We start from the raw sequence: 16,170 nt of genomic DNA on the forward strand, positions 1-16,170 counted from the left end.
ACCTTAGGCTGCCCCGGTGGAGTCCACCGCACTGCTCACCGACCACTACGAGCTCACCATGGTGGAGGCTGCCCTGCGCAGCGGCGCAGCCTCCCGCAGGTGCGTGTTCGAGGTGTTCGCCCGTCGCCTCCCCGAGGGTCGCCGGTACGGCGTCGTCGCCGGCACCGGTCGCCTGCTCGACGCCCTGGAGGCGTTCCGGTTCGGCGACGAGGAGCTCGCGCGGCTTCGCTCCAGCGCGGTCGTGGATGCCGCGACGATCGACTTCCTCGCCGACTTCCGCTTCACCGGCGACGTCTGGGGGTATGCCGAGGGCGAGTGCTACTTCCCCGGCTCACCCGTGCTCGTGGTCGAGTCGGACTTCGCCCACGGGGTGCTGCTCGAGACGCTCGTGCTGAGCATCCTCAACCACGACAGCGCCGTCGCCTCCGCAGCCTCGCGGATGACCTCCGCCGCCGGCTCCCGGCCCTGCATCGAGATGGGGTCGCGCCGTACGCACGAGGAGGCTGCGGTCGCTGCGGCTCGCGCCGCCTACGTCGCCGGGTTCGCCACCACCTCCAACCTGGAGGCCGGGCGCAGGTACGGCGTCCCCACCGCGGGAACCGCCGCCCACGCCTTCACGCTGCTGCACGACGACGAGCGGGAGGCGTTCACCGCGCAGATCGCCTCGCTGGGCAAGGGCACGACCCTGCTCGTCGACACCTACGACGTCCCCACGGCCGTCGCGACGGCCGTCGAGCTGGCCGGCCCCGAGCTCGGCGCGGTGCGCCTGGACTCCGGCGACCTGCTCGTGCAGGCCCGTGAGGTGCGCGACCAGCTCGACCGGCTCGGCAACACCGGCACCCGCATCGTCGTGACGTCCGACCTCGACGAGTTCGCCATCGCGGGCCTGGCCGCCGGGCCGGTGGACCTCTACGGCGTGGGGACCTCCCTCGTCACGGGATCCGGTGCCCCGACGGCAGGCATGGTCTACAAGCTCGTGTCCCGCGAGGACTCCACGGGCACGATGGTCGGCGTCGCCAAGAAGAGCAAGGACAAGCAGTCGGTGGCGGGTCGCAAGTTCGCGCTGCGCCGACGCAACACCCGCGGCGTCGCCGAGGCGGAGGTCGTCGGGATCGGTGAGCCGCCGGTGGACGACGGCGACGACCGCAGGCTCCTCGTGCCACTGGTCCGAGGCGGCGAGCGCGTCGACCGTGACACCCACACCCTGGAGGCGGCACGGGCCCGTCACACCGCGTCCCGTGCCGAGCTGCCCGCTGCGGCCCGTCGGCTCCAGCGGGGCGAGCCCGCCATCGCGACGGTCTACGTCGAGGAACCCGATCCCGGACAGGCCTGACGAAGCCCCTGCGTCGTGCGGCAGGATGCGGTCATGGCTGACCACGACTACCGCGCCGAGGCGGCTGACCTCGATGCCGCCGACCCGCTCCGCGCCCTCCGCGACCGCTACCTCACCCCGGAGGGCACCGACCTGGTCGCCTACTTCGACGGCAACTCCCTCGGCCGTCCCGTGGCAGCCGCGGCGAACCTGCTCACGTCGTTCGTGCACGGCCCCTGGGGCGACCGCCTGATCCGCTCCTGGGACGAGCAGTGGCTCGACTGGCCCACGCGCATCGGCGACCGCATCGGCGAGCTCGTCCTCGGCGCCGGTCCCGGCCAGACCTTCGTCGGCGACTCCACGACCGTGCTCCTCTACAAGCTGTCGCGCGCCGCCGTCGACGCCCAGGTCGCCAAGGGGCGCGACGAGATCGTGCTCGACACCGACAACTTCCCCACCGACCGCTACGTCCTGGAGGGCATCGCCGCCGAGCGCGGCCTCACCCTGCGGTGGATCGAGGCCGACGAGCGGTCCGGCGTCACCGTCGAGCAGGTCGAGGCGGCCGTCGGGCCGAAGACCGCGCTCGCGGTGTTCAGCCACGTCGCCTACCGCTCGGGGTTCATCGCCGACGGTCCCGGGATCACCGCGGCCGTGCACGACGCCGGCGGCCTGGTCCTGTGGGACCTCAGCCACACGGGCGGCTCGGTGCCGGTCCAGTTCGACGAGTGGGGCGTCGACCTCGCGGTCGGCTGCACCTACAAGTACCTCAACGGCGGCCCGGGCGCGCCCGCGTGGGCGTATGTCGCCGAGCGCCACCACGGCTCCCTCCGCCAGCCGATCTGGGGCTGGATCGGACGCCGGGACGCGTTCGAGATGGGACCGGGGTACGACCCCGCCGACGGGCTGCGCTCGTTCATCTCGGGCACGCCGCCGATCCTCGCGATGGTCCCGCTGCAGGCGTCCCTCGACGTCATCGAGGAAGCCGGCATCGACGCCATCCGGGCGAAGTCGGTGGCCCTGACCGAGTTCGTCATCCGGATCGCCGACGACCTGCTCGTCCCGCTCGGCGTCGAGGTCGCCAGCCCCCGTGACCCGGCCGTCCGCGGTGGACACGTCACGTTGCGGCGCAACGGTTTCCGTGAGGTGACGGCGACCCTGTGGACCCAGGGGGTCATCCCCGACTACCGCGACCCCGACGGGATCCGGATCGGCGTCGCGCCGCTCTCCACGAGCTTCGACGAGGTGGTCGTCGGCATGCTCGCCCTGCGCGACGCGATCGTGGCGCTCGACGCCGAGGGATAGCGTGGAGGGATGAGCCGCGCGCTGATCCTCGTCGACGTCCAGAACGACTTCTGCGAGGGCGGTTCGCTGGCGGTCGCCGGCGGTGCGGACGTCGCCGGACGGATCAGCGCGTACGTCGCGGCGCACCACGACGACTACGCGGCGATCGTCGCCACCGCCGACTGGCACGACGACCCGGGCGCACACTTCAGCGACGCACCCGACTTCGTCGACACCTGGCCGGCGCACTGCCGGATCGGCAGCGACGGCGCCCTGTTCCACCCGGCCGCGGAGCAGGCCTTCGAGCACGTCGAGGCGATCTTCCGCAAGGGCCACCACAGCGCTGCCTACAGCGGGTTCGAGGGGTTCACCGTCGAGGCCGACCACCGGGCGACGCTCGCCGACTGGCTCCGGGACCGCGCCATCGAGCAGGTCGACGTGGTCGGCATCGCCACGGACCACTGCGTCCGGGCGACGGCCCTCGATGCTGCGGAGGAGGGGTTCGAGACGACCGTGCTGCTCGACCTCACGGCCGGGGTCTCGCGCGAGACCACCGACCGGGCCGTCGCGGAGCTGCGCGCCGCCGAGGTGGACCTGCGCGGCACCCCCGTGGTCGGCTGACCGGACTTCTCACAGCCACCTCCGCCGCCGTGTGCGGCAAGTGTTACGGATGCTTAACGGGCATCGGTCGGTCGTGAAACACACTCTTGCCACCCTCCTCGGGAGAGGGCAGTCCACCCGGACCTGCTCCGACCCCGAGAAGGAGCACCGCCCATGTCCGCTCCCGCCCGCGAGCCGGCTCCGGCCCCCGCAGCACCCCTCACCACCTCCCAGGACTCGACCCGCACCTCCCCCGTCCCGGCCACCCCGGTTCGTCGCTCCGGCCGCTGGATCGACCACTGGGACCCCGAGGACAGCACGTTCTGGCGCGGCGGTGGCCGAGCCATCGCCCGGCGCAACCTCACCTTCTCCGTCTACGCCGAGTTCCTGGGGTTCTGCGTCTGGGCGCTGTGGAGCGTCGTCGTCCCGCTGCTGCCCGCCGCCGGGTTCAGCCTGACCCTCGACCAGCAGTTCTGGCTGATCGCGCTGCCGAGCCTCGTCGGCGCCACGGTGCGCATCCCCTACACCTTCGCCGTGCCGCTCTTCGGTGGGCGCAACTGGACGATCATCTCGGCGCTGCTCCTGCTCGTCCCGGCGTCGGCCCTGGCCTGGGTGGTCACGCAGCCCTCGTCGTCGTTCGGCCTGCTCCTCGCCTGCGCCGCCCTGGCCGGGTTCGGCGGCGGCAACTTCGCCTCGTCGATGACGAACATCTCGTTCTTCTTCCCCGAGGCCGAGAAGGGAAAGGCGTTGGGGCTCAATGCCGCTGGTGGCAACCTCGGCACCGGGATCGTCCAGCTGGTCGTCCCGGCCGTCATCGTCGTGGGCGCTGGGACACACCTCGAGCGAGCCGGCCTGATGTTCATCCCGCTGGCCCTGCTAGCCGCCGTGTTCGCGTGGCGCGGGATGGACAACCTGTCCGGTGTGCGGTCCGACTACGGCAGCTTCGCCCGGGCCACCCGCAACCGCCACACCTGGATCATCTCCTTCCTCTACATCGGCACCTTCGGGTCCTTCATCGGGTACTCGGGGGCGTTCCCGACGCTGCTCAAGACGCAGTTCCCCGAGACGCCGACGACGATCGCCTTCCTCGGCGCCCTGATCGGCGCGCTCTCGCGACCGCTCGGTGGCATGGTCGCCGACCGCTTCGGCGGGGCCAGGGTCACCATCGGCGCCTTCGCCACCCTGACCCTGGGCGCCGTCGGCGCCATCGAGGGCCTGAAGTCGCACAGCTTCGCCGTCTTCTTCTGCTCCTTCCTCGTGCTCTTCCTCGGCGCGGGCATCGGCAACGGCGCCACGTACCGCATGATCCCCGCTGTCTTCCGCGCCGGCGTCAGCGCCGACCGGCTGCCCGTCGCCAGGAAGACCGCGGCCGGCTGCATCGGGATCGCGGGCGCGGTCGGTGCCTACGGCGGCTTCTTCATCCCCCGCGGCTTCGCCATGGCCAAGGCGCACTACGGGACGCTCGTGCCCGCCCTCTGGGTGTTCGTCGCCGCCTACGTCCTCATGGCCGCGACCACGTATGCCGTGTACGCGCGGCGTGGTTCGTCCCTCGCCGCCGAGACGATCTGAGGTCGGAGCACCCGTGACCCGTCCCGTCGGCGCGACCAGCGTCCCGACCCACTGTCCGTACTGCGCCCTGCAGTGCGCCCAGTCCCTGCGCCCCGCCGGTGTGGCCGCCGACAACGGCACCGGTCCGACCACGGTCGAGGTCCACGGCCGTGACTTCCCCACCAACCGGGGAGGCCTCTGCCAGAAGGGGTGGACGAGCGCCGCGGTGCTCGAGTCCCCCGAACGGCTCACGACGCCGTTGGTCCGGGATCCCGGGGGGCGGCTGGTCGAGACGAGCTGGGACGCGGCACTCGACCTCGTCGCGGGACAGCTCCTGCGCATCCGCGCCGAGGACGGCCCCGACGCCGTGGCAGTCTTCGGCGGCGGTGGACTGACGAACGAAAAGGCCTACCAGCTGGGCAAGTTCGCCCGCGTGGCGCTCGGCACGGCCAACATCGACTACAACGGACGGTTCTGCATGAGCAGCGCCGCCGCTGCCGCCAACCGGTCCCTCGGCGTCGATCGGGGCCTGCCCTTCCCCCTCACCGATCTGGCGGCGGCCGACGCCGTCCTCCTCCTCGGCAGCAACCTCGCCGAGACCATGCCGCCATCCGTCGCCCACCTGTCCGGGGTCCGGGAGCGCGGTGGGCTCGTCGTCGTGGATCCCCGTCGCAGCGCGACCGCAGACCTGACGGAGGACGGACGAGGGCTGCACCTCCAGCCCGTGCCCGGCACCGACCTGGTCGTCCTCCTGGCCCTCGTCCACGTCCTGCTCACCGAGCACCTCGTCGACGCGGCATACCTCGACGAGCGGACCGAGGGACTGGAGGAGGTGCGCCGCCGGTGCGCCCTGTGGTGGCCCGAGCGGGCCGAGCAGGTGTGCGGCGTCCCCGCCGACGACCTGCGGGCTGCCGCCCGGCTCCTCGCCGCGGCGAGCCCGTCCCGCGGCGGACGTGGTGCGTTCGTCCTCACCGGCCGGGGAGTCGAGCAGTCGCGACAGGGCACGGCCACCGTGTCGGCCGCCATCAACCTGGCGCTGGTCCTCGGGCTGCCGGGTCGGGTCGGCAGCGGCTACGGCGCCATCACCGGGCAGGGCAACGGCCAGGGCGGGCGAGAGCACGGCCAGAAGTCCGACCAATTGCCGGGGTACCGCATGATCGACGACCCGGCCGCCCGCGAGCACGTTGCTGGGGTGTGGGGCGTCGACCCGGCGTCGCTGCCGGGCAGGGGTCGGCCCGCCGTCGAGCTGCTGGACTCGCTCGGCACCGAGGGCGGTCCCCGGGCCCTGTTCGTGCACGGCTCCAACCTGCGGGTCAGCGCCCCAAACGGCCACCACGTCGCCGCTCGGCTGGACGCGTTGGACCTCCTCGTCGTCTGCGACTTCGTGCCGTCGGAGACGGCCCTGCTCGCGGACGTCGTCCTGCCGGTCACGCAGTGGGCCGAGGAGGAGGGCACGATGACCTCGCTGGAAGGACGGATCCTGCGCCGCCGCAAGGCGATCGACCCACCTGCAGGCGTGCGCAGCGAGCTGTGGGTGTGGGCGCAGCTCGCGGCCCGCCTCGGCGCCCAGGGGGTGTGGGACACCGACCCCGGCCTCGTCTTCGACGAGCTCGCCCGCGCCAGCCGGGGTGGTCGGGCGGACTACAGCGGGGTCAGCCACGCCCGTCTCGACCGCGAGGACGACAGCGCAGCCGTCTGGTGGCCCTGTCCGGCACCTGCGCCCGGCGAGTCCGAGCACCCGGGCACGCCACGGCTGTTCCTCGACCGGTTCCCCACGCCCAGCGGTCGCGCGCGCATGGTGGCGACCGACCACCTCGGCCCCGCCGACGACCTGCGTCCCGAGGCGCCGCTCTACCTCGTCACCGGCCGGGTGCTGCAGCACTACCAGTCCGGGGCGCAGACCCGCCGCGTCGACCCCCTCGCCTCGGCCTTCCGCGGCCCGTACGCGGAGCTGCACCCCCTCCTCGCCGCCCGCCTGGGGGTCGTCGAAGGACAGCGCGTGCGACTTGCCACCTCCCGCGGGGCGGTGTCGGTGCCCGCCCGGGTCACCGACACCATCCGACCCGACACGGTGTTCGTCCCGTTCCACTGGGGTGGCACGGACAGCATCAACCGCCTCACCACCGACGCCACCGACCCGTTGTCGGGCATGCCCGAGTTCAAGGTCTGTGCGGTCGACGTGACCGCAGCCAGCCGCCACTCCCCCGCGCCCCACCTGGTCGGGAGCCGACCCGACGGCTCGTCCGCGCCTCGAAACCCGTTGGAGGTCAAGGCATGACGCGGCTCGTGGTCATCGGCAACGGCATGGTCGGTGCGCGCTTCGTCGAGGACGTCCTCTCCGCGGACACGGCTGGCCGCTACGACGTCACCGTCATCGGGTCAGAGGGTTGCGAGCCGTACAACCGGGTGCTGCTCAGCGAGGTGGTGGCGGGGAAGCACGACTTCTCGGCGCTCACCCTGCCCACCCCCGACAGCCCACGACTCACCGTGCTGCGTGGCACGCACGCAGTGCGCCTCGATCGGGAGGACCGCCACGTCGAGACCGCCGACGGCGCCCGGGTGCGCTACGACCGGCTGGTGCTCGCGACCGGCTCCGATGCCCGGGTCCCCGGACTGACGGGCCTGCGCAACCGTGAGGGACTGACCTCGGGGGTGCACGCCCTGCGGACCATCGACGACGCCCGCGAGATCGTGGCGGCAACCCTGAACGCCCGACGCGCCGTGGTGCTCGGCGCCGGGGTGCTCGGCATGGAGGCGGCCTGCGGTCTCGCGCGGCGCGGGGTCGCGGTCACGGTCGTCCACCCGGCCGCGGCCCTCATGGAGCGCCAGCTCGACGAGGACGCCAGCCGGGTCGTCGAGTCGGCCATGACCGGTCTCGGCATCGACCAGCGTGTCGGTCGCGGAGCCGTCGAGGCCCTCGTCGCTCACGGACGACTGACCGGCCTGCTCCTCGACGACGGGGAGGTCGTCCCTGCCGAGCTGCTCGTGCTCGCGACCGGCACGGTGCCCAGCACCGCGCTGGCCGCGGACGCCGGGCTCGCGGTCGACCGCGGGGTCGTCGTCGGGGACGACCTCTCCTCCCCCACCGACCACCGGGTGGCAGCCCTCGGCGACTGCGCGCAGCCGCCGGAGGGTGGCAGCGGTCTCGTGGCCCAGGGCTGGGAACAGTCCCGCCGGCTCGCTGCGCGGCTCTGCTCCCCGGCGCTGTCCGCGACGTTCGCGTCCGGGTCCGCGAAGGCCGTGCCCGACCGCGACCCGACGTCGAACGTCAGCGACGTCGTGCGGCTCAAGGCGCACGGGCTCGACGTCGTCACCATGGGTGTCTGCGGGTCGCAGCGCACCGACGACCCGGCCCAGCGCACGCTGCACCTCAGCGACCCGGACCTCGGTCGGCACGTCGAGGTGGTCGTCTCCGGCGGCCTGCTCGTCGGCGCCACCTGTGTGGGGGCGGGGCCGGTGGCTGCCGAGCTGGTCACGACGTACACCCGGCGCACCCCGGTCCCGTCCGACCCGGCACACCTGCTCATCTCGGCCCTCACCCCGCAGCCACGCGGAGCCACAGGTTCCGTCGCCGACCTCCCCGATGACGCCACCGTCTGCCGCTGCAACGGCGTGAGCAAGGCCGCCATCGTGTCCTGCGTCCACGACGGGGCCGCGACGGTCGACCAGGTGGCCGCCGGCACCCGTGCCACGACGGGGTGCGGGGGCTGCGTCGACGACGTTTGCGCCCTCCTGGCCGCTGTCTCGACGCCCGCCCCCGGCGAACCCACCGACTCTCCCACCACCAGCCGTCCGCGTGAGGACGACGTAACGAAGGGGAAACACATGATCCACAGCGCTGAAACGGCAGGCTCCTAACGTGGGCGCCATGGCCACGGACCCGACCCCGCGACAGCTCGTCGTCGTGGGCGGCGGCATGGTCGCGCGACGCCTCGTCGATGCGCTGCGGTCCCGCGACACCGACGGCCGGTGGGCGGTGACGCTGCTGTGCGAGGAGCCGCGGGCTCCGTACGACCGCGTGGCCCTCACCTCCTACTTCACCGGTCGCGACCCGGAGGACCTGGCCCTGGGCGGCCAGGAGCTGTGGGACGACCCGCTGGTCACCCTGCGTCGCGGGGTCGCCGCCACCGCCGTCGACCGCACGGAGCAGACCGTCACCACCTCCGACGGACGGACGCTCCCCTACGACTCCCTGGTCCTGGCCACCGGGTCGTATGCCGCGGTGCTTCCCGTCCCGGGCAAGGAGCTCCGCGGCGCCTTCGTCTACCGCACCATCGACGACGTCGCGGACCTGCGCACCTACGTCGAGCAGCTGCGCACCGAGCTCGGCCGCCCCCTGCGGGGTGCTGTCGTCGGCGGCGGCCTGCTCGGCCTCGAGGCGGCCGGCGCCCTGACCGCGCTCGAGGTCGGGACGACCGTCGTCGAGTTCGCCTCCCGGCTCATGCCGCTGCAGGTCGACGACGGCGGCGGCGAGGCGCTCCGACGCCTCATCGAGGCCCTCGGGGTCACCGTGCGCACCGGTACGGCGACCTCGAAGATCGCCGGCCGACTCGGCCGGGTGTCGTCGATGGAGTTCGCCGACGGCGACCGGCTGGACGTCGACGTGGTCGTCTTCGCGGTCGGCGTCCGGCCCCGAGACGAGCTCGCCCGCGAGTCGGGCCTGGCTGTCGGGGAACGTGGCGGGGTCGTGGTCGACGACACGTGCGCGACCGCCGACCCGGCCGTGTGGGCCGTCGGCGAGGTCGCCTGCATCGGCGGTCGGACGCTTGGGCTGGTTGCGCCCGGCTACACCATGGCCGAGATCGTCGCCGACCGGCTCCTGGGTGGCGAGGGCACGTTCCCCGGCGCCGACCTGTCGACCAAGCTCAAGCTCCTCGGTGTCGACGTCGCGTCCTTCGGCGACGCGTTCGCCACCGAGCCGGGCAGCCTCGAGGTGGTCATCTCCGACCCGGTCGCCGGGGTCTACAAGAAGCTCGTCATGTCCGATGACGCCCGGACTCTGCGCGGTGGCATCCTCGTCGGGGACGCGAGTGCGTATGCCGCGTTGCGACCGATGGTGGGCCGCGAGCTGGGTGGCGACCCGGCGGCATACCTCCTGCCCGAGGGGGCTGCGCCCGCCCCCACTGCTGACCTGCCCGAGGACGCCACCGTGTGCTCGTGCAACAACGTCACGGCCGGCGCGATCCGCTGCTCGGTCACCGACCGTGGGTGCACGGACCTCACCGGGGTCAAGGCCTGCACCAGGGCAGGCACCAGCTGCGGCTCCTGCCTGCCCCTCGTCAAGCGCCTGGTCACCACCGAGCTGGAGAAGTCCGGCGTCACGGTGAGCAACGCCTTGTGCGAGCACTTCGAGCTCTCGCGGGCCCAGTTGTTCGACGTGGTGCGGGTGCAGGGACTCACGACGTTCAGCGAGATCATCGCCCGCCACGGACTCGGCCGCGGCTGCGACATCTGCAAGCCCGTCATCGGGTCCGTCCTCGCCTCGCTCGGCACCGGCCACATCCTCGAGGGTGAGCGGGCGACGTTGCAGGACACCAACGACCACGTCATGGCGAACCTCCAGAAGGACGGCTCCTACTCCGTCGTCCCCCGCATCCCGGGCGGTGAGATCACCCCCGAGGGGCTCATCGTCATCGGCGAGGTAGCCAAGGACTTCGGGCTCTACACGAAGATCACGGGCGGCCAGCGCATCGACCTGTTCGGCGCGCGGATCGAGCAGCTCCCCAGGATCTGGAAGCGGCTCGTCGACGCCGGCTTCGAGTCCGGGCACGCGTACGGCAAGTCGCTGCGCACGGTGAAGTCCTGCGTCGGCTCGACCTGGTGCCGCTACGGCGTGCAGGACTCGGTCGGCCTGGCCATCGCGCTGGAGCTGCGGTACCGGGGGTTGCGGTCGCCGCACAAGATCAAGCTGGGCGTGTCAGGGTGCGCGCGCGAGTGCGCCGAGGCACGCGGCAAGGACGTCGGTGTCATCGCCACCGACAACGGTTGGAACGTCTACGTCGGAGGCAACGGCGGCTTCACCCCACGACACGCCCAGCTGCTGGCCGAGGACCTCGACACCGAGACCCTCGTCCGCACGATCGACCGGTTCCTCATGTACTACGTCCGCACCGCTGACCGGCTCCAGCGGACCGCTGTGTGGGTGGAGGACCACGAGGGTGGCCTGGAGGCGATCCGCGCCGTGGTGCTGGAGGACTCCCTGGGCATCGGCGCCGACCTGGACGAGGCCATGGCAGGGCACGTCGAGGGCTACGAGGACGAGTGGGCAGCAGCCCTCGACGACCCCGAGAAGCTGCTCCGGTTCGGGTCGTTCGTCAACGCCCCCGACCAGCCGGACGACACGCTGGCCTACGTCAGCGAACGCGGACAGGCCCGTCCCGCAACGGAATCCGAACGGTCCGGCGGCGGGGTCCTCATCGCCGGCACCACGTTGGAGGTCCGCAGATGAGCATCGAGACCACAGCAGCCACAGACCTCGGCGTGAGGTGGCACGAGATCTGCAGCCTCAAGTCGCTGTCCCGCGAGCGGGGTGCCGCGGCCCTCGTGGCGGGACGTCAGGTCGCCCTGTTCAGGACGTTCGACGACCGCGTGTATGCCGTGCAGCAGCTGGACCCCTTCAGCGGGGCCAACGTCATGTCCCGCGGCATCGTCGGCACCCGCGGCGACGTCCCGACCGTCGCGTCCCCGATGTACAAGCAGGTCTTCGACCTGCGCACGGGGTCCTGCCTCGACCCGGTGGGCAAGGAACCGCACTCGCTGCAGACCTTCCCGGTCCACGTGGTCGACGACGTCGTCAGCGTGGGCCTCCCCGGGGGGCAGGGTGCGGGATGACGACGCTGATGGGGCTGGACCTCGCCGGCAGGCGCGTCCTGGTCGCGGGGGGCGGGCCGGTCGCTGCCCGTCGTGCGCTGTCGCTGGTCGCCGACGGTGCGCTCGTCACGGTCGTGGCGCCGCAGCTGTGCGAGGACCTCGTCGACGCGGTGGTCGACGGTGTACTCACCTGGGTCGACCGCGAGGTCGCTGAGTCCGACCTGGAAGGTGCCTGGCTGGTGCACGCTGCCACCGACGACGTCCGGACCAACCGCCGGGTCTCGGCGTGGGCGACCGCCCGCCAGGTCTGGAGCGTGTGCGCCAGCGTCGTGAAGGACGGCACGGCGCGGACTCCGGCCACGACCCGGCACGCCGGGCTCGTCGTCGGCGTCGCCTCCGACGGCGGTGCCGACCCGGCCCGCGCGGGTTCGGTGCGCGACCAGCTCGCTCTGGCCCTCCAGACCGGTGACCTCGACCTGCGCCGTCGGCGTCGGCCCCGGACCGGTTGGACCGGAAGGGTCGTGCTCGTCGGCGGTGGCCCCGGCGCCCCTGACCTCATGACGGTCCGCGGGCGCCGTGCCCTGGCCGAGGCCGACGTGGTGGTCACCGACCGCCTCGGGCCCACCAGCCTCCTGGCGTCCCTTCCCCCGGACGTCGAGGTCATCGACGTCGGCAAGGTGCCCGGTGCGCACGCCGTCAGCCAGGACCAGATCAACGCGGTGCTCGTCGAGCAGGCGCAGCGCGGGCGCGTGGTCGTCCGGCTCAAGGGTGGGGACCCGTTCCTCTTCGGCCGCGGGGGCGAGGAGCAGACCGCCCTGGCTGCCCACGGCATACCGGTCGAGGTCGTGCCCGGCGTGAGCTCGGCACTGGCCGCCCCGGCCGCTGCGGGCATCCCGGTCACGCACCGGGGCACCGTGGCCGCGGTCCACGTGACGCACGGCCACGGCACGCTCGAGGAGGCCGCCGTCAGGGCCGTGGTCGACGGCAGTGCCACCCTCGTGGTCCTGATGGGGGTCTCGATGCTGGGACAGCACGTCCGGCAGCTGCTCGATGCCGGCGCCTCACCCGCCCTCGCCGCCGCCGTCGTCGAGGACGCCACCCTCCCCACCCAGCGCGTCACGCGGGCCAGCCTCTCCGAGCTGGTCGGGACGGCCGAGAGTCGCGGGGTCCGCGCCCCGGCAGTGGTCGTGATCGGCTCGGTCGCCGCGGCCGACCTCCTCGAGCCGATCCGATGACCCGTTCCGGTGTCCCGTCGCTGAGCCAGGTGATGGCGGGGTGCGTCGTGCTCGTCACCGCCGACCGTCGCAGCGGCGAGCTCGGGTCGGCGTTGGCGAGGAGAGGGGCGACGGTGCGGCACGCCCCGTCCTTGAGCATCGTCCCGCACGAGCACGACGACCAGCTGCTGCTCGACACCAAGGCCCTGCTCGTCGACCCACCCGACACCGTCGTCGTGACCACCGGGATCGGTTTCCGGGGCTGGGTCGAGGCCGCCGATGCAGCCGGCGTCGCGGACGAGCTCGTCGACGTCCTCGGGCACGCACGCCTCATCGCCCGCGGACCGAAGGCACGGGGGGCCATCCAGGCTGCCAACCTGCAGGCCGACTGGGTCGCCGAGTCCGAGACCTCGGCCGAGATCCTCGACCTGCTGCTCGCCGAGGGCGTGGCCGGGCACCGCATCGCCGTCCAGCACCACGGGGCCGGGGCCGACGGGCTCGACACGGAGCTGGCCGCCGCGGGCGCCGAGGTGCACAGCCTCGTCGTGTACCGCTGGGGGCCTCCCCCCGACCCCGAGGCGCTGGCTGCCTCCGTGATCGCCGCAGCCGCGGGCGAGATCGACGCCGCCGTGTTCACGTCCGCGCCGGGGGCAGCGGCCTGGTTGGCCGCCGTCGACGCCCATGGCCTCACCGACCAGATCGAGGGACGGTTGCGGTCAGGCGCCATGGTCGCCGCGGCCGTCGGACCCGTGACGGCCCGGCCGCTGCTGGAGAGGGGTATCGAGCCGATCGTGCCCGACCGAGGTCGGCTCGGTGCCCTGGTCCGCAGTCTCGTCAGCCACTACGAGGTGGCGCAGACGTCCGCGGTCACGACCGTGGCAGGCCGACTGCAGGTCCGCCGCACGGTGGCCCTGCTAGACGACCACGTCCTGCCCGTCTCCCCCAGCGGCCTGGAGGTCCTCCGCCTGTTGGCCGACGCCGGTGGGGAGGTCGTCACCCGGGCCCAGGTCCTCGCCGTGCTCCCGGGTGACTCGACCGACCCGCACACCGCGGAGGTCGCCGTCGCCCGGCTGCGCGAGGCCTGCGGGGCCAAGACCCTGATCCAGACCGTCGTCAAGCGGGGCTACCGACTCGGTACCGACCGCGCCTGACCACCGGACGACTCGGTCAGTGCCGTCCGCCCTCGGCGGCGCCCTCGACGACGACCGGCTGCCCGTTGGCCACGAGCTTCCAGTCGTAGGTGGTGAAGGTCGCCGGGTCGATGACGCCCTGGGTCGTGGTCCAGTCGATGAGCAGCTGACGGATCTCGACCTGGGCGTTGTAGAGGACAGGTGCCGTCGTGACCCCGGGGAAGCCACCGCCACCGGACTGCCGGTAGTTGTTGATGGCGATGACGAACTGCTTCGCCGGGTCCACGGGCGCGGCGCCGTACGTGAGGTTGACGATCCGCTGGCCCACGGGACGGGCGATGTCGATGTCGTAGGCGAGCGAGGCGTCGAGCCCGCCCATGATGTCGTAGTTGTAGTCAGGCGTCTCGAGCCCGTTGGCCGGGTTGACGGCGTTCGTCACGTCGTCGGGAGCGAACGGACCTGCGGTCGTCCTCGTCTCGAAGTAGGCCGCCGAGTACTCGAGGTAGTCCTTGACCTGCGCCCCGGTGAACCGGATCCCGAGCAGCGTGTTGTCGTAGATGTAGAGCCCGGCCACGTCGCGCACCGTGACGTCACCGGCGGGGATGGCTGCCTCACGGTTGAAGGGAGCCGCGATCGACAGGACCGGCAGGTTCTCGTCCGCCGTCCCCGCCAGGGCCTTCTTCACCGCGTCGGCCTGGACGTGGTTGATGAAGTCGATCGCGGACGTGTCCTCGAACCGAGCGGTCCCCGCGGACATGGCCGCCTTGCAGGTCCCGATGACGGAGTTCACGTAGGTCCGGACCACCGCGTGGTCCTCGCGCACCAGCGCGGCGACGTTCGGGTCCTCTGGTGCCGTGTTGGCGTTGAGGAGGTGGGCGTGCGCCGCGGTGAGGGACCAGCGCCTGCCGTCGTGCACCAGGTCGAGGTCCATCACCGACAGCCGCATCCCCCACTTGAGCGGCTCGGTGATGAGCACCTGCTTGCCCGGGGTGACGGTGCTCGCGACGAGCTCCTCGGGGATCTCGACGTGGGCGTGCCCGACGAGCACCGCATCCACCCCGGCAACCTGCTCGGCCAGCTGACGTGAGGCGTTCTCGGGGTAGGGCAGGGCATCACCGTAGGACGACCCGGGCTTCGCGCCGGAGTGGCACGACACGATGACGACGTCGCAGCCGGCCTTCTTGAGCTTGGGGACCCACACCTTGGCCTGCTCGACGATCCCCGGGAACCTCAGCAGGCCCTCGACGTTCGCCTTGTCCCAGATGGCGACGCCGGGGGTGACCAGACCGAGCACCCCGACCTTCACCGGCTTCGGGACACCCTTCACCTTGTACGACTTGATGACGTAGGGCGCGAACGCCGGGGCGCCCGTGGTCCAGTCGACGGTGTTGGCCGACAGGAGTGGGAAGTCGCACTGGTCCTCGAACGCGCGCAGCGTCTCCAGGCCGTAGTTGAACTCGTGGTTGCCCAGGGCCGCAGCGTCGTAGCCGATCGCGTTCATCGCCTTGGCCATGGGGTGGACCGCTCCGCCGGTGACGGGATCGATCTTCGCGAAGTAGTAGGCCAGGGGCGTGCCCTGGAGGGTGTCACCCGCGTCGAGCACGAGGGTGTTCTTCGCCCCACGCTCCTCGCGCATGAGCTTGACCAGGGTGGCGACCTTGGCCAGCCCGATGTCGTTGTGCGCCGAGTCGTCGTACGCCGTGTCCTTGAAGTAGTCCCAGTTGAGGATGTTGCCGTGGGTGTCGGTCGTGCCCAGCACGGTCAGCCGGAAGGTCCTGTCAGGTCGCCCCGGCTTTCCCGGCCGGCCCTTCTCCTGCGCCCCCTGGGCGCTGGCCGGCGCAGCGAACAGCGCGGCCGTCGCCCCGGCTCCTCCCAGGACCGCCATCCCGAGGACCTGGCGGCGCGAGCGGGCGGCCTCACCTTCGCGGGCGGACGACGGTCCGCGCTCGGGCTGATCGCTGGCGACAGGACGCGGTGACGACATGGTGGGCCTCCGGGGCGGTGGGCCGGCGGTGCCGGCAGACAGGGAACCCAGCGGCCGCGCCGTTGAGGCCACCGGGTCCTCCACCGTAGAACAATGCCGTACAGGACAAAAGGGACCGGACGTCAGGAGTTGGTCAACCTCGGGCCTGGGGTGCGCTGGAAATGCTTGGGAATGCCTTGGCAGACGCGGGCATGCCAAAAGGGCCTTCCCGTGTGGGAAGGCCCTTTTGAAAGTATGTCCGGCTGCGTCCTACTCTCCCACACCGTAACCAGTGCAGTACCATCGGCGCTG

General features: G+C 72.3%; 11 protein-coding genes. 10 read left to right on the forward strand and 1 reads right to left on the reverse strand.

Translation table 11 applies throughout. The annotated features are described in order from the left end of the window. Window positions 1–58 precede the first annotated feature (58 nt). From ASC58_RS16795 to ASC58_RS16840, 10 genes are all read left to right on the forward strand, one after another. Entirely contained in the window at window positions 59–1,333 is a 1,275-nt protein-coding gene (locus ASC58_RS16795) for a nicotinate phosphoribosyltransferase (RefSeq protein ID WP_235529297.1), read from the forward strand. Between the two features lie 33 nt (window positions 1,334–1,366). Beyond that, window positions 1,367–2,614 carry a kynureninase gene (locus tag ASC58_RS16800; RefSeq protein WP_056920094.1) on the forward strand — a complete coding sequence of 416 codons (1,248 nt, stop codon included), beginning with the start codon at window positions 1,367–1,369 and terminating at the stop codon, window positions 2,612–2,614. Between the two features lie 9 nt (window positions 2,615–2,623). After that, the gene (locus tag ASC58_RS16805) at window positions 2,624–3,214 is read left to right on the forward strand and encodes an isochorismatase family protein (protein WP_056920095.1); all 591 of its coding nucleotides are present in this window, start codon (window positions 2,624–2,626) and stop codon (window positions 3,212–3,214) included. 153 nt (window positions 3,215–3,367) lie between these two features. Next, window positions 3,368–4,762, forward strand: coding sequence for an MFS transporter (locus ASC58_RS16810; protein WP_056920096.1), 1,395 nt, complete (start codon window positions 3,368–3,370; stop codon window positions 4,760–4,762). Beyond that, window positions 4,713–7,019 carry a molybdopterin oxidoreductase family protein gene (locus tag ASC58_RS16815; RefSeq protein WP_082553395.1) on the forward strand — a complete coding sequence of 769 codons (2,307 nt, stop codon included), beginning with the start codon at window positions 4,713–4,715 and terminating at the stop codon, window positions 7,017–7,019. The genes ASC58_RS16810 and ASC58_RS16815 overlap by 50 nt, the downstream gene beginning before the upstream one ends. After that, on the forward strand, window positions 7,016–8,599 hold the full coding sequence (locus ASC58_RS16820; RefSeq protein WP_056920097.1) for an FAD-dependent oxidoreductase: 1,584 nt from the start codon (window positions 7,016–7,018) through the stop codon (window positions 8,597–8,599). Before ASC58_RS16815 ends, ASC58_RS16820 begins: the two co-directional genes overlap by 4 nt. A 10-nt stretch (window positions 8,600–8,609) precedes the next feature. Further along, window positions 8,610–11,189: a nitrite reductase large subunit NirB gene (gene nirB, locus ASC58_RS16825; RefSeq protein WP_056920098.1), complete on the forward strand. Its 2,580-nt coding sequence runs from the start codon at window positions 8,610–8,612 to the stop codon at window positions 11,187–11,189. Then, a complete protein-coding gene (nirD, locus tag ASC58_RS16830) occupies window positions 11,186–11,572 on the forward strand; it encodes a nitrite reductase small subunit NirD (protein WP_056917847.1) in 387 nt (128 codons plus the stop codon). Before nirB ends, nirD begins: the two co-directional genes overlap by 4 nt. Further along, complete coding sequence (cobA, locus tag ASC58_RS16835) at window positions 11,569–12,786, forward strand: uroporphyrinogen-III C-methyltransferase (protein ID WP_056917848.1); 1,218 nt, start codon at window positions 11,569–11,571, stop codon at window positions 12,784–12,786. The genes nirD and cobA overlap by 4 nt, the downstream gene beginning before the upstream one ends. Continuing rightward, window positions 12,783–13,916 (forward strand): uroporphyrinogen-III synthase, encoded by a 1,134-nt coding sequence (locus tag ASC58_RS16840; RefSeq protein WP_056917849.1) that lies wholly within the window; start codon window positions 12,783–12,785, stop codon window positions 13,914–13,916. The genes cobA and ASC58_RS16840 overlap by 4 nt, the downstream gene beginning before the upstream one ends. 16 nt (window positions 13,917–13,932) lie before the next feature. On the opposite strand, the gene ASC58_RS16845 is transcribed toward ASC58_RS16840, so the two are convergent. Further along, window positions 13,933–15,879 (reverse strand): bifunctional UDP-sugar hydrolase/5'-nucleotidase, encoded by a 1,947-nt coding sequence (locus ASC58_RS16845; protein WP_082553396.1) that lies wholly within the window; start codon window positions 15,877–15,879, stop codon window positions 13,933–13,935. Window positions 15,880–16,170 lie beyond the last annotated feature (291 nt).

It is taken from the genome of Phycicoccus sp. Root101, assembly GCF_001426245.1.
In the GTDB taxonomy this organism is placed as follows: domain Bacteria; phylum Actinomycetota; class Actinomycetes; order Actinomycetales; family Dermatophilaceae; genus Pedococcus.

Coding starts and splice junctions, on each gene's coding strand:
- ASC58_RS16795 (WP_235529297.1), top strand. CDS start 59: ATGGTGGAGGCTGCCCTGCGCAGCGGCGCAGCCTCCCGCAGGTGCGTG.
- ASC58_RS16800 (WP_056920094.1), top strand. CDS start 1,367: ATGGCTGACCACGACTACCGCGCCGAGGCGGCTGACCTCGATGCCGCC.
- ASC58_RS16805 (WP_056920095.1), top strand. CDS start 2,624: ATGAGCCGCGCGCTGATCCTCGTCGACGTCCAGAACGACTTCTGCGAG.
- ASC58_RS16810 (WP_056920096.1), top strand. CDS start 3,368: ATGTCCGCTCCCGCCCGCGAGCCGGCTCCGGCCCCCGCAGCACCCCTC.
- ASC58_RS16815 (WP_082553395.1), top strand. CDS start 4,713: ATGCCGTGTACGCGCGGCGTGGTTCGTCCCTCGCCGCCGAGACGATCT.
- ASC58_RS16820 (WP_056920097.1), top strand. CDS start 7,016: ATGACGCGGCTCGTGGTCATCGGCAACGGCATGGTCGGTGCGCGCTTC.
- nirB (WP_056920098.1), top strand. CDS start 8,610: ATGGCCACGGACCCGACCCCGCGACAGCTCGTCGTCGTGGGCGGCGGC.
- nirD (WP_056917847.1), top strand. CDS start 11,186: ATGAGCATCGAGACCACAGCAGCCACAGACCTCGGCGTGAGGTGGCAC.
- cobA (WP_056917848.1), top strand. CDS start 11,569: ATGACGACGCTGATGGGGCTGGACCTCGCCGGCAGGCGCGTCCTGGTC.
- ASC58_RS16840 (WP_056917849.1), top strand. CDS start 12,783: ATGACCCGTTCCGGTGTCCCGTCGCTGAGCCAGGTGATGGCGGGGTGC.
- ASC58_RS16845 (WP_082553396.1), bottom strand. CDS start 15,879: ATGTCGTCACCGCGTCCTGTCGCCAGCGATCAGCCCGAGCGCGGACCG.